This window comes from Campylobacter sp. CH278, assembly GCF_004378845.1.
GTDB classification, from domain to species: domain Bacteria; phylum Campylobacterota; class Campylobacteria; order Campylobacterales; family Campylobacteraceae; genus Campylobacter_D; species Campylobacter_D jejuni.
In genome coordinates this window covers 1-15,510 of sequence record NZ_RYXZ01000004.1, presented here as the reverse complement: position 1 = coordinate 15,510, position 15,510 = coordinate 1, and the positions used below count along the sequence as shown (strand labels likewise).

At 31.4% G+C, this 15,510-nt stretch carries 11 protein-coding genes and 1 pseudogene; 5 read left to right on the top strand and 7 right to left on the bottom strand.

Translation table 11 applies throughout. The features are described from left to right. Positions 1-11: 11 nt before the first annotated feature. The 5 genes from dba to ELQ04_RS04055 all read right to left on the bottom strand — a co-directional run bounded on the left by dba (position 12) and on the right by ELQ04_RS04055 (position 4,928). Positions 12-179: a disulfide bond formation protein Dba gene (gene dba / locus ELQ04_RS04075; RefSeq protein ID WP_002779270.1), complete on the bottom strand. Its 168-nt coding sequence runs from the start codon at positions 177-179 to the stop codon at positions 12-14. Positions 180-284: 105 nt separating this feature from the next. Continuing rightward, positions 285-2,063: a methyl-accepting chemotaxis protein gene (locus tag ELQ04_RS04070; RefSeq protein WP_002937560.1), complete on the bottom strand. Its 1,779-nt coding sequence runs from the start codon at positions 2,061-2,063 to the stop codon at positions 285-287. Beyond that, positions 2,053-2,967, bottom strand: a complete 915-nt coding sequence (locus tag ELQ04_RS04065; protein WP_044778115.1) for a cytochrome-c peroxidase — start codon at positions 2,965-2,967, stop codon at positions 2,053-2,055. The genes ELQ04_RS04070 and ELQ04_RS04065 overlap by 11 nt, the downstream gene beginning before the upstream one ends. A gap of 80 nt (positions 2,968-3,047) precedes the next feature. Further along, positions 3,048-3,914: a fumarylacetoacetate hydrolase family protein gene (locus ELQ04_RS04060; RefSeq protein WP_002937576.1), complete on the bottom strand. Its 867-nt coding sequence runs from the start codon at positions 3,912-3,914 to the stop codon at positions 3,048-3,050. 111 nt (positions 3,915-4,025) lie between these two features. Next, a complete protein-coding gene (locus ELQ04_RS04055) occupies positions 4,026-4,928 on the bottom strand; it encodes an RluA family pseudouridine synthase (RefSeq protein WP_010891825.1) in 903 nt (300 codons plus the stop codon). Between the two features lie 77 nt (positions 4,929-5,005). Here ELQ04_RS04055 and purB point away from each other — a divergent pair, with 77 nt between their 5' ends. Together purB and ELQ04_RS04045 are read left to right on the top strand one after the other, a co-directional pair. After that, positions 5,006-6,334 (top strand): adenylosuccinate lyase, encoded by a 1,329-nt coding sequence (gene purB / locus ELQ04_RS04050; RefSeq protein ID WP_002865088.1) that lies wholly within the window; start codon positions 5,006-5,008, stop codon positions 6,332-6,334. Between the two features lie 15 nt (positions 6,335-6,349). Beyond that, positions 6,350-8,719, top strand: coding sequence for a ribonucleoside-diphosphate reductase subunit alpha (locus ELQ04_RS04045; protein WP_002888402.1), 2,370 nt, complete (start codon positions 6,350-6,352; stop codon positions 8,717-8,719). Positions 8,720-8,757: 38 nt separating this feature from the next. Here ELQ04_RS04045 and ELQ04_RS04040 read toward each other — a convergent pair. Together ELQ04_RS04040 and thyX are read right to left on the bottom strand one after the other, a co-directional pair. Then, positions 8,758-9,992, bottom strand: a pseudogene (locus ELQ04_RS04040) (cation:dicarboxylase symporter family transporter). Between the two features lie 268 nt (positions 9,993-10,260). Beyond that, a complete protein-coding gene (gene thyX / locus ELQ04_RS04035; protein WP_134224448.1) occupies positions 10,261-10,884 on the bottom strand; it encodes an FAD-dependent thymidylate synthase in 624 nt (207 codons plus the stop codon). A 118-nt stretch (positions 10,885-11,002) separates the two neighbouring features. Here thyX and ELQ04_RS04030 point away from each other — a divergent pair, with 118 nt between their 5' ends. From ELQ04_RS04030 to ELQ04_RS04020, 3 genes are all read left to right on the top strand, one after another. Then, positions 11,003-12,634 carry a CTP synthase gene (locus tag ELQ04_RS04030; RefSeq protein ID WP_002860871.1) on the top strand — a complete coding sequence of 544 codons (1,632 nt, stop codon included), beginning with the start codon at positions 11,003-11,005 and terminating at the stop codon, positions 12,632-12,634. Next, entirely contained in the window at positions 12,621-14,192 is a 1,572-nt protein-coding gene (recJ, locus tag ELQ04_RS04025; RefSeq protein ID WP_002881844.1) for a single-stranded-DNA-specific exonuclease RecJ, read from the top strand. The genes ELQ04_RS04030 and recJ overlap by 14 nt, the downstream gene beginning before the upstream one ends. An 84-nt stretch (positions 14,193-14,276) precedes the next feature. Further along, entirely contained in the window at positions 14,277-15,323 is a 1,047-nt protein-coding gene (locus tag ELQ04_RS04020) for a type II asparaginase (RefSeq protein ID WP_134224446.1), read from the top strand. Positions 15,324-15,510 lie beyond the last annotated feature (187 nt).

The window sequence follows — 15,510 nt, the reverse complement described above, 5'->3', positions numbered from 1 at the left end:
CTAGCCCTTCCTTACAGATTCATTATTGTTAATAGTGCGCCTGTTTTGTGGCCAACATAGAAAAAAACCATTAAAAGCCAAGCTACCATTACCAAACCAAAAGCCAAATTTTCTTTTTCTGGTTTTTTGATAATCAGTATCAAGGCGATTAAAACTAATAAAAGTTCAAGAAACTCCATAGTATCTCCTTTGAAATAAAAACCGCTAATTTTACTTGAAAAACATAAATTAAAAATAAATTTTTTATTAAAATTTCGTGTTAATTTAAATTAACACGAAAAAAGTTACTGAAAGCTACTTAATTTTTCAGAGAGTTTAGAAGCACCATTTAGAACATTTTGAGAGATGTTATTGATTTCGCATGATAAATCTTTAACAGAATTTGCAAGTTCATTAACCTTATCTATGTTTGTTCCTAGGATAAGCATTTTATCTTTTACTTCCATGCTTTTATCTTTCATGGTTTGGGTTGATTCTATAGAGCTTTCTAATTTATGCATAGAATTTACAAGTTCTTGTTGTAAATCATTAGTTTTTGAAGAGGTTTCTTTCATAGAATCATGGATAAGATCCATCAAGGCTTTGTTGTCATTGATTTGTTGGACTATAGTATTAACAGTAGCATTGATGTTTAAAAGAGATTTGCTTGTTTTATCAGCAAGTTGTCTAACTTCATCAGCTACAACAGCAAATCCACGCCCATGTTCGCCTGCTCTTGCAGCTTCAATAGCTGCATTTAGGGCAAGTAGATTGGTTTGATCGGCTATATCTCTAATAGAACTTGTAATTTCTATGATATTATCTGCACTTTGGGTTAGATTGTCCATATTGGCTACTACATTTTGTTCTTTTTCATTGTTTTCATTTATCAAATTTACAAGCTCAGATAGAGTAAGTTCTACCTTATCCATCAGTATGTGCATATCTTGCATATTTTCTATACTTTCTTGTGCTAAATTTCCTGCAAGATTGATATGATCATCTAAAACATAGGTGATTTCTTTAACGCCTTGAATTTGTTCATGTTGCGAATTAGAGCTGTTTTCAAGCATCATAGAGTTATTTTTGAGTTTTTGTGAATTTTGATGACTTGATTTAGCATTTTCTATGGCTTCTATGATTGAGTTTTGAACGGTGGAAATAAATGAATTAATATATTGAGCACTTTGTCCAAGCTCGCTTTTTGGATCTATGTTTAAACGAGAGTGTAGATTGGCTTCTTTGCTAGCTAAATTAGCGCTTAGTTTTTCTAAAGTATGAATTGGCATGATGACTTTTTTTAGTGTTAATAAAATAAAAAATACAAATAATACAAGAGTAATTCCAAATACTGCTAAAGCGATATAAAATTTAAATAAATTGGATTGTTCTACAGCATTTTGGGTAAAAGTGTTAAGTTGTTTTAACTCTTTCATGAGAGAATTATTCTCATAAATAGAAGAATTATCTTGCATGATAGAAATCTGTTTTACAATCATTTTATAGTGTTTTAAAAAAAGTTGTAAATTTTCACTTTTTGTATCATTTTTGATTTCTTTCATAAGATTGTTGAGTTGATTTAGTGTTGTTTTTTGTAAAATATTTTCAGTTGAAAGAACGCTTAACATAGAACTCATTGTTCTATAGTTATTTTTATTTGTTTCATGGTTTTGTTCTAATTCTTCAAAATAATTTTTAGCTAATTCAAACAAATAAAGTTTTGAATTTACTGCTATGGAATTTGCGGATTTGAAATAATTAAGCTGGATTAGTTTGGCATTAAAAATTTCTTCTGCTTTGCTTATGTCAATCCCAAAAGTTTTAAGTTTTTTAAAGTTTTCTTGCATTTTTTTTATTGCTTGAACACTTGGATCATAGTTGATAAAATTGAAGCTATTTTGAAAAACAGAATTGATTTTTTCATCTGAAATTTCTAGTTGTTGAACTGTGTTTATCAGGTCTTTATTATCTTTAGATGAAGAATAGTTATTAAAAATAATACCTAATAAAACAAGAATGAAAGCTAAAACTAGTGTAGATAAAATAATAAATTTTATCAAAAATGAACTTTTTTTATTTGTCATGATATTCTCCTGTTAAGCTTTCTAAGAATGCGACTATGTTGTCAACTGTTTCTTGATCTAAAAATTTTCCTAGTTGATAGTAAGCCATAAATTGAACACAAGCATCTAAAGTAGGTATAGATCCATCATGAAAATAAGGTGCGGTTTTGGCTATATTTCTAAGACTAGGAACTTTAAATACCATTTTATCAGCTTCTCTTTTTGTGATTTCATAGCGCCCTAAATCTTCTTGGTTTGGGTATTCTTCAAAAATACCGATTTTTTGAAACATATTCCCACCTATATTTTGACCTTGATGGCAAGAGATACAGCCATTGGCTTTAAAATCTTCATAACCTTTTTTAGCTTGAGCTGAAATAGCATTTTGATTCCCGCTAAGATAGCGATCAAAAGGAGAATTTGGAGTGATCAAGGTTTTTTCAAATTCAGCAACTGCAAGGGCTATGTTTTCTACCGTAACTTCTCCATAAAGTTTTTTAAAAGTTTTTACATAATTTTCATTTGAATTAACTTTTTGTAAAAGAAGTTCAGGACTTAGCCCCATTTCTTTAGGATTGAAAAAAGGTACTGTAGCTTGTTCTGCTAAATCTTTAGCTCTGCCATTCCAAAATTGCACAAAATTAAACACAGAATTAAAGGTTGTAGGAGTATTAAAGGGTTTATCGAGTTGATTATCAACTCCTATTGAAAATTCAAGTCCATCAACGCCGTGTTGATCAAGCCTATGGCAAGTATTGCACGAAACTTTTCCATCTTTGGATAAACTTTTATCCATATAAAGACTTTTTCCAAGTTTAGCTTTTTCTTTATCATAAGAGATGGAATTTGGAATAGGGGTTATCATATCTACTGCAAAGACTATATTTGCATAAGATAAATATAAAATCATTATTATTTTTTTCATGGTAAATTTCTGCCTTAATTTAAGTTTTTAAAATGCCATTATAGTGTAATTTTAGTAAATTATTTAATAATTGATATTTTTTATTTTATTTTATTACAAAGTTCTCCTAAATTTTCTATGACACAACGTACTTTATCTCCTGATTTTAAAAAAGTAGGTGGATTTAACCCCATACCTACTCCACTAGGAGTTCCCATAGATATAATACTTCCAGCTTTTAAAAGCATGCCTGCGCTAAGTTCTTCTAAGACATAAGCAATATCAAAAATAAACAATTGGGTGTTAGAGTTTTGGCGTAGTTCATCATTGACATAGCTTTGAAGTTGGAGTTTAGGAGGATAAGAAATTTCATCTACGCTTGTGATATAAGGTCCCATTATAGTGCTACCTTCAAGACTTTTTGCTCGGTAGAATTGTTTGTGGCGTTTTTGAAGTTCGCGAGCTGAAATTTCATTGATAATAGTATAACCAAAGATATAATCTTTTGCATCTTTAGCTTTGATTTTATAAGCATCTTTACTTAAAATAAATGCAAGCTCACATTCATAATCAAGCTGAGAAGTTACATCTGCATGTAAAGGTATATCGCCAAAAGGTGGCGTAGCTTGATTGCAGCGTTTTCCAAAATATACAGGATATTCTCTTTCTTCAAATTTTTCACCCTTAAATTTGGCAGATTCTTTGGCATGATCTAAAAAATTAATCCCAAGACATATAATATCTTGACGAGGTTCTATAATAGGGGCTAGATAATTTTCTTTTGGAATTTCATAGGCTATTTTAGAATCCAAGTCTGTAAGCTTGTGTTTAAATTTATCAAAATAGATAATAAATTCATTCATATCGTTAGTTTCAATGCCAAGATCAGTAAAACTTACAATTTTTCCACTAGAATTTAGTACTCCTAGATTGTGTTTTTGACCCTGTATAAAATTAACAAATTTCATTGGAAAATCTCGCTTTTTTATTTAATTATACTTAAAGTTTTAGCAAGAATTATTTTTTTGTTTTAAAATTTGGTAAAAAAGTGATTGATTGTAGCGTAATGAAACATCATTTTATTTTATGGAATTGTTGAAAATTTCTTTTATGTTTATTTTTGAGTTGATATCAAAATTTTGATTTTTATATTGAAATTTCAAACGATAAGAATGCAAACACAAACGCAAGGCACCTGTAAGTTTTAAGCGTTCTTTAGGATTTAATTTTTCATCTAAAATACTTTCGATTTGTTGTTTGCTAAGCCCATAAAGTGGATCGCCTAAAATGGTATGATTTTTATAGTGTAAATGCACTCTTATTTGATGTTGTCTGCCTGTTAAGGGTTTACAAAGTAAAAGAGTAGCGTTGATTTTAGGAAAGTATTCTAAAATTTCAAATTCAGTGATAGCTTGTTTTCCTTCTTTGCAAATTTGCATTCTTGTTTTTACATCATCGTAGTTTTTAGTTAAATTTATAGCTTTATCAACTATAAAATTTTCTTCTATTTTTCCATGAGCTAGAGCAAGGTATTCTTTTTGAACTAGTTTTTTTTCAAACAAGCTTTTAAGATCAATTTGAGCTTTTTTATTTTTGGCTATAAGTATAAGTCCGCTCGTTTCTTTATCGAGCCTGTGTGCTACGCAAGCTTCTTTTCCCCAAAGATGCCAAATTTCATCACTAAGACTGTATTTGCAATGTCTACCATTTGGATGGCTTAAGATCCCACTTTCTTTTTCAAGTATGGCAAAGTCTTCATTTTCAAAGACAATTTCTACTCCTTTGGGATTGTTTTCATAGACTATAAGCTCTACTAAACCATTTAAAATTTTATTCTTTTCTTCTACTAAAATTCCATCACAAAAAAGTCTTTTTTTGTCTATGAGTTTTTGTGCTTCATTTATGCTAATTTTTAAATTTTCCATAAGGACTTGAAACGCCTTTTTTCCATTATTTGAGAGTTTTATTTTTATGTAGGCCATTTAATAACTTTCTTAGGATAATTTGATATAATTTCTATTTTTTAAAATATAAAATTATAGCTAAAAAGGTTTCAAAGATGGTTGAAAGATATAGCAGAGAAATCATGGCTAAAAAATGGGACATGCAAGCAAAATACGATGCGTGGTTAAAAGTAGAATTAGCCGCTGTAAAAGCTTGGAATAAACTCGGTCTCATTGATGACACAGACTGCGAAAAAATTCTTAAAAATGCAAAATTTGATATTGCAAGAATAGACGAAATAGAAAAAACCACAAAACATGATGTTATAGCTTTTCTTACAAGTGTAAGTGAAAGTTTGGGAGAAGAGAGTCGTTTTGTGCATTATGCAATGACAAGTTCTGATTGTATAGATACAGCTGTTGCTTTACAGATAAAAGAGAGTTTGGAGCTTATTTTAGAAGATGTTTCTTTGCTTTTAGAAGCGATCAAAAAGCGTGCTTTGGAGCATAAAAACACCTTAATGGTAGGAAGAAGTCATGGAATTCATGGAGAACCTATTACTTTTGGTTTGGTGTTAGCTATTTGGTATGATGAAATTTCGCATGCAAAAGAGCTTTTAGAACATGCAAAAGAAGTGATAAGCTATGGAAAAATCAGCGGTGCAATGGGAAATTTTGCTCATGCTCCTTTAGAATTTGAAGAAGAAGTTTGTAAAAATTTAGGTCTTAAGGCCGCTCCTGTTTCAAATCAAGTGATCCAAAGAGATCGTTATGCTCAGGTTATTTCTGCTATTGCGATTTTAGCTTCAAGTTGTGAGCAAATCGCTGTAGCCATAAGACATTTTCAAAGAACTGAAGTTTATGAGGCTGAAGAGTATTTTAGTGTAGGACAAAAAGGAAGTTCAGCTATGCCACATAAAAGAAATCCTGTTTTAAGTGAAAATATCACAGGGCTTTGTCGTGTGCTTAGATCTTTTGTAACTCCAGCTTTAGAAAATGTTGCACTTTGGCATGAAAGAGATATATCCCATTCTAGTGTTGAAAGATTTATTTTGCCTGATGCTTTTATCACGGCTGATTTTATGCTTATGCGTCTTACAAATTTGATTGATAAGCTTTTGGTTTATCCTGAAAATATGATGAAAAATTTAAATCTTACAGGCGGGCTTGTATTTTCAGGGAGGGTGCTTTTAGAACTTCCATTTAAAGGCATTAGTCGTGAAGAAGCTTATAAAATAGTTCAAAGAAACGCTATGAAAGTTTGGGCAGATTTGCAAAATGGTAAGGCTGCTATCAATGAAAAAAATGAAAGTTTGTTTTTGTTAGCGCTTTTAAGCGATGAAGATTTAAGAAAAAGTTTGAGCGAAGAGGATGTAAGAAAATGTTTCGATTATAACTACTATACAAAAAATGTTGATGCAATTTTTAAAAGAACATTTAAATAAAAAGCAAGGAAGGCAATGAAAGTTATTAAAAGAAATGGTCGTACAGAAGAATTGGATGTTTCTAAGATCAAAAAATGCACCTCTGATGCTGTAAAAGATTTAGAAGGTGTGAATTTAAGCGAACTTGAACTTGATGCAAAGATTCAATTTCGTGATGGAATTTCAACTGAAGAAATTCAAAAAACTTTAATTAAAACTGCAGTAGATAAGATAGATATTGATTGTCCAAATTGGACCTTTGTTGCAGCTAGACTTTTTTTATTTGATTTATATAAAAAAGTTAATGGTATGAATCGCTATAATCATTTGCGTGAGTATTTTCAAAAGGGTGAAAAAGAAGGAAGAATTTTACTTGGTCTTAAAGAAAAATATGATTTAGATGATTTAAATGCTTATATTAAACCTGAACGCGATATGCAATTTACTTATCTTGGTATTAAAACTTTATATGATAGATACTTGATTAAAGATAGTAAAGGTATGCCTATAGAACTTCCTCAACAAATGTTTATGGCCATTGCGATGTTTTTAGCGCAGAATGAATTTAATCCTCAAGAATGGGCGAAGAAATTTTACGATCTTATTTCTAAATTTGAACTCATGCTTGCAACTCCGACTTTATCTAATGCAAGAACAACGCGCCATCAGCTTAGTTCTTGTTATATAGGATCAACCCCTGATAATATTGAAGGTATTTTTGATTCTTATCAAGAAATGGCTTTGCTTTCTAAATTTGGTGGCGGTATAGGTTGGGATTGGTCTAAAGTGCGTGCTATGGGTGGAAGCATAGATGGGCATAAAAATGCCGCAGGAGGGATTATACCTTTCTTGAAAATTACCAACGATATTGCCGTGGCAGTAGATCAACTAGGAACCAGAAAAGGGGCTATAGCTGTTTATATAGAACCTTGGCACATGGATATAAGTGATTTTATCGATTTGCGTAAAAATTCAGGCGAAGAAAGACGCCGTGCTCATGAACTTTTCCCTGCTTTATGGATCAATGATCTTTTTATGAAAAGAGTAAGAGCTAATGATAAATGGACTCTTTTTGATCCTGCAGATACAGCGGATTTGTGTGATTTATATGGCGAGGCTTTTGAAAAACGCTATGAAGAATATGAAAAAGATGAAAGCATTACCAAAGAAATCGTAGAAGCTAAAGAGCTTTGGAAGAAAATTTTGCTAAATTATTTTGAAACAGGCTTGCCATTTTTATGTTTTAAGGATAGTGCTAATAGAGCAAATCCAAATGCTCATGTAGGAATTATTAGAAGTTCAAATTTATGTACTGAAATTTTTCAAAATACCGAGCCAAATTATTATCAAATTAAAGTAGTTTTTGAAAATGGAGATGAGCTTCATTTTGATGAAGAACAAAAAGTTGTGATCGATGGGGGATATGAAAAACCGGCCAAAAAAATTTCAACTTTAGATAGCATTGATGGTAATAAAGTTTATATAGTGGAAAAATATAAAAATGATGGAAAAACAGCCGTTTGTAATTTAGCAAGTATAAATCTTAGCAAAGTGTATACTAAAGAAGATATAGAGCGTGTTGTGCCAACTGCTATTCGTATGCTTGATAATGTAATTGATTTAAATTTTTATCCTCATAGAAAAGTAAAAGATACAAATTTAAAATCTCGTGCCATAGGTCTTGGAGTTATGGGCGAGGCGCAAATGCTTGCTGAGGCTAAGATTCATTGGGGAAGCGATGAGCATTTAAATAAAATCGATGAGATTATGGAGCAAATTAGCTTTGAAGCTATTAATGCGAGTTCAAATTTAGCTCTTGAAAAAGGTTCTTATGAAGATTTTGAAGGATCAAATTGGAGCAAGGGGATTTTTCCTATTGATGTAGCAAGTCCTAAGGCTAAAGCTTTAACTTTAAGAGAAGGCTTATTTGATCAAAGTGAATGCGACTGGGTTAAACTTAGAGAAAAAGTTAAAAAAGATGGTATGAGAAATGGTTATTTGATGGCCATTGCGCCTACTTCTTCTATTTCTATCTTGGTGGGTACTACGCAGACTATAGAACCTGTTTACAAAAGAAAGTGGTTTGAACAAAATTTAAGTGGTATGATACCTGTTGTTGTGCCAAATTTAAGCCTTGATACTTGGCAATACTATACTCCAGCCTACGAACTTGATCAAAAAATTCTTGTAAAGGCTGCTGCTGTGCGTGGTAAATGGATCGATCAAGGGCAGAGTTTAAATATCTTTTTATCACTTGATAAAGCAAGTGGGGGATATTTAAATGAAATTTATCAACTCGCTTGGGAGCTTGGAGTAAAATCTACTTATTATTTAAGAAGTGAAAGCCCTGATAGTGAAAAAGTCAATGTTGCAGATCGTAGCATAGAATGTGAAGGTTGCCAATAAATACTAAAACCCAATGAAAAGCATTGGGTTTTAAAAGATTAAGAATTGTAAATTTCTTTATCTAGAGCTTTTAGATTTTTTGCAGTACAAAGTGCCGAAGTCATAGCTCCTGAGACATTGCTTGCTGTTCTTGCCATATCTATAATAGGATCTATGGCTAAAATCAAACTTAGCATGACAAAATTATTACCAAATCCAATCCCTGCTAGCATAATAGAAGCTGCCATAGTTGCACTTCCAGGTACCCCAGCTATACCCAAGGATCCAATAACAGCTACCAAAACTATCATTAAAGCAAATGTAAAATCAATATGTGTATGTGTAGCAAAAGCTACAAAAACTGCCGCTAAAGCTGGAAAATATCCCGCACAACCATTAAGTCCTGTTGTTGTACCTATAGATGCTACAAAATTAGCTATAGCTGAATTAACTCCAAATTTATTTTGCAAAGTTGAAGTGGTCATAGGCAAAGTGCCTAAAGAAGATCTTGAGCTAAATGCAAATAACCATACAGGAAAGGCTTTTTTTGCATATTTTATAGGGTTTACCCCTTGTGAAGCAAGAAGTAAAAAATGTACCCCAAACATTATAAACATAGCCATATAAATAAGCATTATAAAAAGTCTAGCTGTTTTGATAGCTTCAAAACCATTGCTTAAAAGCACATTAGCCATCATACAAACTACAGCATAAGGCATAAATCTAATAACTGTAGCAGTCATGTTCATCATAATATTATAAAAGGTTAGGATAAAATTATGAAAACTTTTAAAGGCTTGTTCATACTCTTCTTTTTTAGAAATTTTTTAGCACTAATTCCTATAAAAAAAGAAAAAATGACAATAGCTATAATATTTTCTTTATTAATAGCTGTAATGATGTTGCTAGGTATTAGCCCTAGTATAATATTTGAAAAAGTTTGAATTTCGCGAATTTGTTTATCTCCTTCATGTATAGCAAAATTACTTCCTAAATCAAAACTATAACCTAAAAATATACCCAAGGTTGCAGCTATGGCTGTGCTAAAGAGTATCCAAAAAAGACTTATTCCAAGCAAGGAAGATATTTTGATATTTTTATCAATTTCTATAATTACTTTTATAATGCAAATGCTTACAAGAGGAACAACTAGCATTTTTATAAAAGCTACAAAAACAGAACTTACAAATGCAAACCAATGTTTTGTTTCACTATACCAAAGAATATTGCTTGCTTCTTCAGCATCTGGAAAATTTGCCAAATATTGCAAAGCAAAACCAAACCCCAAACCCATTAAAAGCGCAAATAGCATGCGAAGAGAAAAATTGATTTTTATATCCCGCATTTTTTTAATGCGTAAAAAACAACACAAAGTATAGCAAGAGTAGCTATAGTATGAGCTTGTGAAAGCATTAGAAAATCTTGAAAAAATTGTTTATCCATAAAAAGTCCTTATAAGAAACTATAATCAAGCACAAGGTATATGAAAATATACTTGCATAAAGCTTGATTTTATAAATGGTAGCATAAAAATATTTTAAATAAGATAAAATTAGTATGATTTATTCTATATCTTTATGTAAGCAATGTTTAAATATAAATTTGTGTTCTTGTGGTAAGGCTTCAAATAAAGCATTTGCTAAATTTCTAATTTCCCAAAGAGCTGATTTTGAACTACGCAAAGATATAAAATTTTGTAAACTTCTTGCATTAATCGTCAGTGTAAGTTCGGTTTTATAGCTTTCTGGTAAGCAGTATTTGGCTATATCTAGACTAATGCTTTTTTGTAAAATAGTGCGTAAATTTTCTAAGGCTTTAATGCTTGCGTTATCAACCTCTTCATTACCACAAAGCACAAGATAACGGCTTGCATTTTCAAAATCTCCTATTTTAAACTCACCTTCATTGCGAAGTTCTTTTAAGGTATAACGCGTGCTTTTTACACTAGGACTAGTGTGACGGTGTCTTGCAACTTCTTGTAAACAAGCTCTTGAAATTCCTTGTATATAAAAAGTATAGTTTAGATGTTCTAAGGTTGAAGCGTGTTTGAATTTATTGCCCACGCGATCGATAAGTTCTTTATCTTTTTCGCCACCGCAATCGCCTTTTTCAAAGCTTTGCCAACAAGTTCTTGTTGCATGAGAACAAACAGATAATGGAGTGTGAGAAAGTAAAGTGATTTGCATGCTTATTCCTTTTTGATAAAAATATTTTTTGTAATTCTTGCATTTTTTACTTAAAATTCTAATGAAATAAAAAGTTTTATCAAGCTATAATTAGATAAAAAAATAAGGCTTATTATCAATGAAACAAACAAAATATATTTTTGTAACAGGTGGAGTTTTAAGTTCTTTAGGTAAAGGGATAGCTGCTGCTTCTATCGCAACACTTTTAAAAAATTCAGGGCTTAAAGTGAGTATTTTAAAAGCTGATCCTTATATCAATGTCGATCCAGGCACTATGAGTCCTTTTGAGCATGGGGAAGTTTTTGTAACTGATGATGGAGCAGAAACAGATCTTGATTTGGGGCATTATGAGCGTTTTTTGGATGAGAGTTTATCTCAAGATAATAACTTTACTACAGGACGCGTTTATCAAAGTGTGATTGAAAAAGAAAGGCGTGGAGAATATCTTGGCAAAACCATTCAAGTTATCCCTCATATAGTAGGAGAAATCAAAGATCGCATTAAAAAAGCAGGAGAAGGCAAAGATATACTCATCGTTGAAATAGGCGGAACTGTTGGGGATATAGAAGGCTTGCCTTTTTTAGAAGCTATTCGTGCTTTGCGTTTGGAAGTGGGTAAAAATAATGCTATGAATATTCATCTTACTCTAGTACCTTTTATCAAAGCTGCAGGGGAATTAAAAACAAAGCCTACTCAACATAGTGTAGGCGAGTTAAGACGCATAGGTATTAGTCCTGATATGATTATTTGTCGTAGTGAAAAAGCTCTTGATAGGGATTTAAAAGATAAAATTGCTATTTCTTGTGGTGTGGAAAAAAATTGTGTGATAGAAAGTGTTGATGCGGCTAGTATTTATCAAATTCCACTTAATTTTTTAAAGCAAGATATTTTAAGTCCTATTGCTGAAATTTTGGATTTGAAAAATTTAAAACCTAATATGGAAAATTGGGACTCTTTGGTAAAAAGAGTTATAGCTCCAAGCAATGAAGTTAAAATCGCTTTTGTAGGCAAATATGTGGATTTAAAAGAAAGCTATAAAAGCCTTACTGAAGCTATTATACATGCAGGTGCAGCCCTAGATACTAAAGTGGAGTTAAAATGGGTAGATAGTGAAAAACTTGAAAATATGGAAAGTGCTGAAGTATTTAAAGATGTGAGTGGAATTTTAGTTGCAGGGGGATTTGGATATCGTGGTGTAGAAGGTAAGATAAAAGCCATTCAATACGCAAGAGAAAATAAAATTCCTTTTTTAGGAATTTGTTTGGGTATGCAGCTTGCTTTGGTGGAATTTGCTAGAAATGTATTAAAACTTAAAGATGCAAATTCAAGTGAATTTGATGAGAAATGCCAAAATCCTGTGGTTTATTTGATTGATGAATTTATGGATACAAATGGAGAAAAACAAATTCGTACTGCAAAAACTCCTTTAGGCGGAACTATGCGTTTAGGAGCTTATAAATGCGATATTAAGGAAAAATCCCTTTTGGCTAAGGTTTATAATGAAGCAAAAAGTGTAAAAGAACGCCACCGTCACCGTTATGAAGCAAATCCAAAATATAGAGCAGATTTTGAAAAACACGGTTTGATTGTAAGTGGTGAAAGCAAAGGATTGATCGAAGCGGTTGAGCTTAACTGTCATCCTTTTTTCTTGGCTGTGCAGTTTCATCCAGAATTTACATCAAGACTTGAGCATGTTAATCCTGTGATTTGCGGTTTTATCAAGGCAGCTATAAACTATGAAGATAATTAATAAAAATGAAATTAAAAAAATTTTGGCTTCACGCTTTGAAAAAGATTTGCATACCAAACTTTGCGATCTGCCTTTGCCATGCTGTTTAAAGGATGCATATAAAGCAGCTAATCGCATCAAAGAAGCTGTAGAAAAAAATGAGAAAGTCGCCATAGTAGGGGATTATGATGTTGATGGAATCATTTCTTGTGTTATTATGGCAGAATTTTTCGATGATATAGGTTTTGATTATATAGTAAGAATTCCAAATCGTTTTAAAGATGGATATGGATTAAATGCTGAGATTATCAACGAACTTGATGTGAATTTAATAATAACAGTAGATAATGGAATAGCTGCTATTGAAGCAGCCAAACTCTGCAAAGAAAAAAATATAGATTTGATTATCACTGATCATCATATGCCTCAAGATGTTTTGCCTGATGCTTTTGCCATTATCAATCCAAAGCAAAAAGATTGTGATTTTCCAGAAATTGAAATTTGTGGAGCTCAAGTGGCATGGTATTTGATAGCAGCTTTAAAAGAAGTTTGCAAGCTTAAATACGATATGAGTAAATTTTTAGAACTTTTGGCGATTGCAATTATTGCAGATATGATGGAGCTTAGAGATTTAAATCGTGCTTTAGTAAGGCGTGGTATAGATCATATTAACAAATCTAAAAGAGCTGCTTTTCGGGCTATTAAGCATTATTATCAAAAGGATAAGTTTGCTCTTGATAATATAGGATTTTTAATTGCTCCGCTTATAAATAGTGCTGGAAGAATGGATGATGCAAGTATTTCTTATGAATTTTTACACACTAAAGATTTTAATAAAGCTTTAGAATATCTAGAGCAAATTGTTAGTTTTAATGAAAGTCGTAAAGATGAAGAAAAACAGCTTTTTGAAGATAGTTTAAATCAAATCGATGAAAACGATTCTTGTATTGTGGTATCGGGTTTAAATTGGCATGAAGGGGTTTTAGGGATTGTAGCAAGTCGTTTAGCTAAACATTTTAATAAACCTGCTTTTGTATTTTCTCAAAATGAAGAACACTTAAAAGGTAGCGCAAGAAGTGTTGGCAAGATTGATATTTTAGCTTTAATTTCTAAGACAAATTCTATATTAAGCAATTATGGTGGTCATAAAGGTGCTGCTGGAATCAGTTTAAACTCTGAAAATTTTGAACAATTTAAAAATAAAATCAAAAAAGAATGTTCGCAAATTTCTGAAAGTGAATTTTTGGACACAGATGAAATTTTAGGAATCTTAGAACCTAGCGAAATTGATTTTGAAATGCTTGAAATTTTAGAATCTTTTGAACCTTTTGGACATAAAAATCCACGACCTTTTTTTGTTTTAGAAAATCTTTGTGTAAAAAATAAAAAACTTCTAGGTAAAGATGAAAAACACTTAAAGCTTATTTTAACCAAGGAAAATAAAACCATAGAAGCTTTATTTTTTAATTTTGATAAAGAACCAGAATTGAATCAAAATATTTCTTTGCTTGGAAGTATTTCTAAGAACGAATTTAGAGGATTAGTAACTCCACAATTTGTTATTAAAGAAATTTTATAAAATTTATAAAATTTTTATTTATTATTTATTAATATTATATAAGTTTCATTAATGAAACGAATTTTAACAAACAAGGGGAGAATTGTGAAAAAGTTACTATTGTGTGTATTAGTATTTTTATCTATAGGAGCATGTATGGCAGAAGCTAAACCAAAGATTGCTATTTTAGCAACAGGTGGAACGATAGCAGGTTCTATTGATAGTGCTGTTGCCACAACAGGTTATACAGCTGGGGTTGTTGGTGTAGATGTTTTAATCAAAGCGGTTCCACAAATTCAAGATTTAGCTAATATTAGTGGGGAACAAATAGCAAATATCGATAGTTCAAATATGCGTGATGAAATTTGGCTAAAGCTTGCTAAAGAAATCAATAAGCTTTTTGCCGAAGGGGTGGATGGTGTGGTTATAACTCATGGTACTGACACTATGGAAGAAACTGCTTATTTTTTAAATTTAACCATTAAAAGCGATAAGCCTGTAGTTTTAGTTGGCGCTATGCGTCCATCAACTGCTATAAGTGCAGATGGGCCAAAAAATCTTTACAATGCTGTAGCATTAGCTGCTGATAAAGAGTCTAAGGGTAAGGGTGTTATGGTAGCTATGAATGATAAAATTTTAAGTGCTAGAGGCGTGGTAAAAACCCATAGTTTAAATGTTGATGCTTTCTCTTCTCCTGATTTTGGGGATTTGGGTTATATAGTAGATGGTAAAGTCTTTTTCTATAATAATGTTATTAAAGCTCATACAAAAAACGCTCCTTTTGATGTAAGCAAACTCACAAGTTTGTCAAAAGTAGATATTCTTTATAGCTATTCAAATGATGGTAGTGGTGTCGCTGCAAAAGCTTTATTTGAACATGGAACTAAGGGTATAGTTGTTGCAGGTAGTGGTGCAGGAAGTATACATGAAAATCAAAAAAATGTTTTAAAAGAGCTTATGAAAAAAGGACTTGATGTTGTTGTAAGTTCAAGGGTTGTGGCAGGGCGTGTTGCTGTGAGTGATTCAGATAAAAAATTAGGTTTTATTAGTGCTGAAGATTTGAATCCTCAAAAAGCAAGAGTTTTACTTATGTTAGCGCTTACAAAAACAAGTGATCCTAAAAAAATTCAAGAGTATTTTTTAAAATATTAAAATTTTTTAAATATTTCTAAACTTAGGGAAATTATCTTCCCTAAGTCAAGCCTTTTAATCCTAATAATAGTATATTATATCTTGCATTTTTTATTATCATTAAAATATAACCCCCATTTTTCAACCCACCAAATACTTATATAAATACTTACACAAATATTTATACTATTTAATCCTTTATTTAATC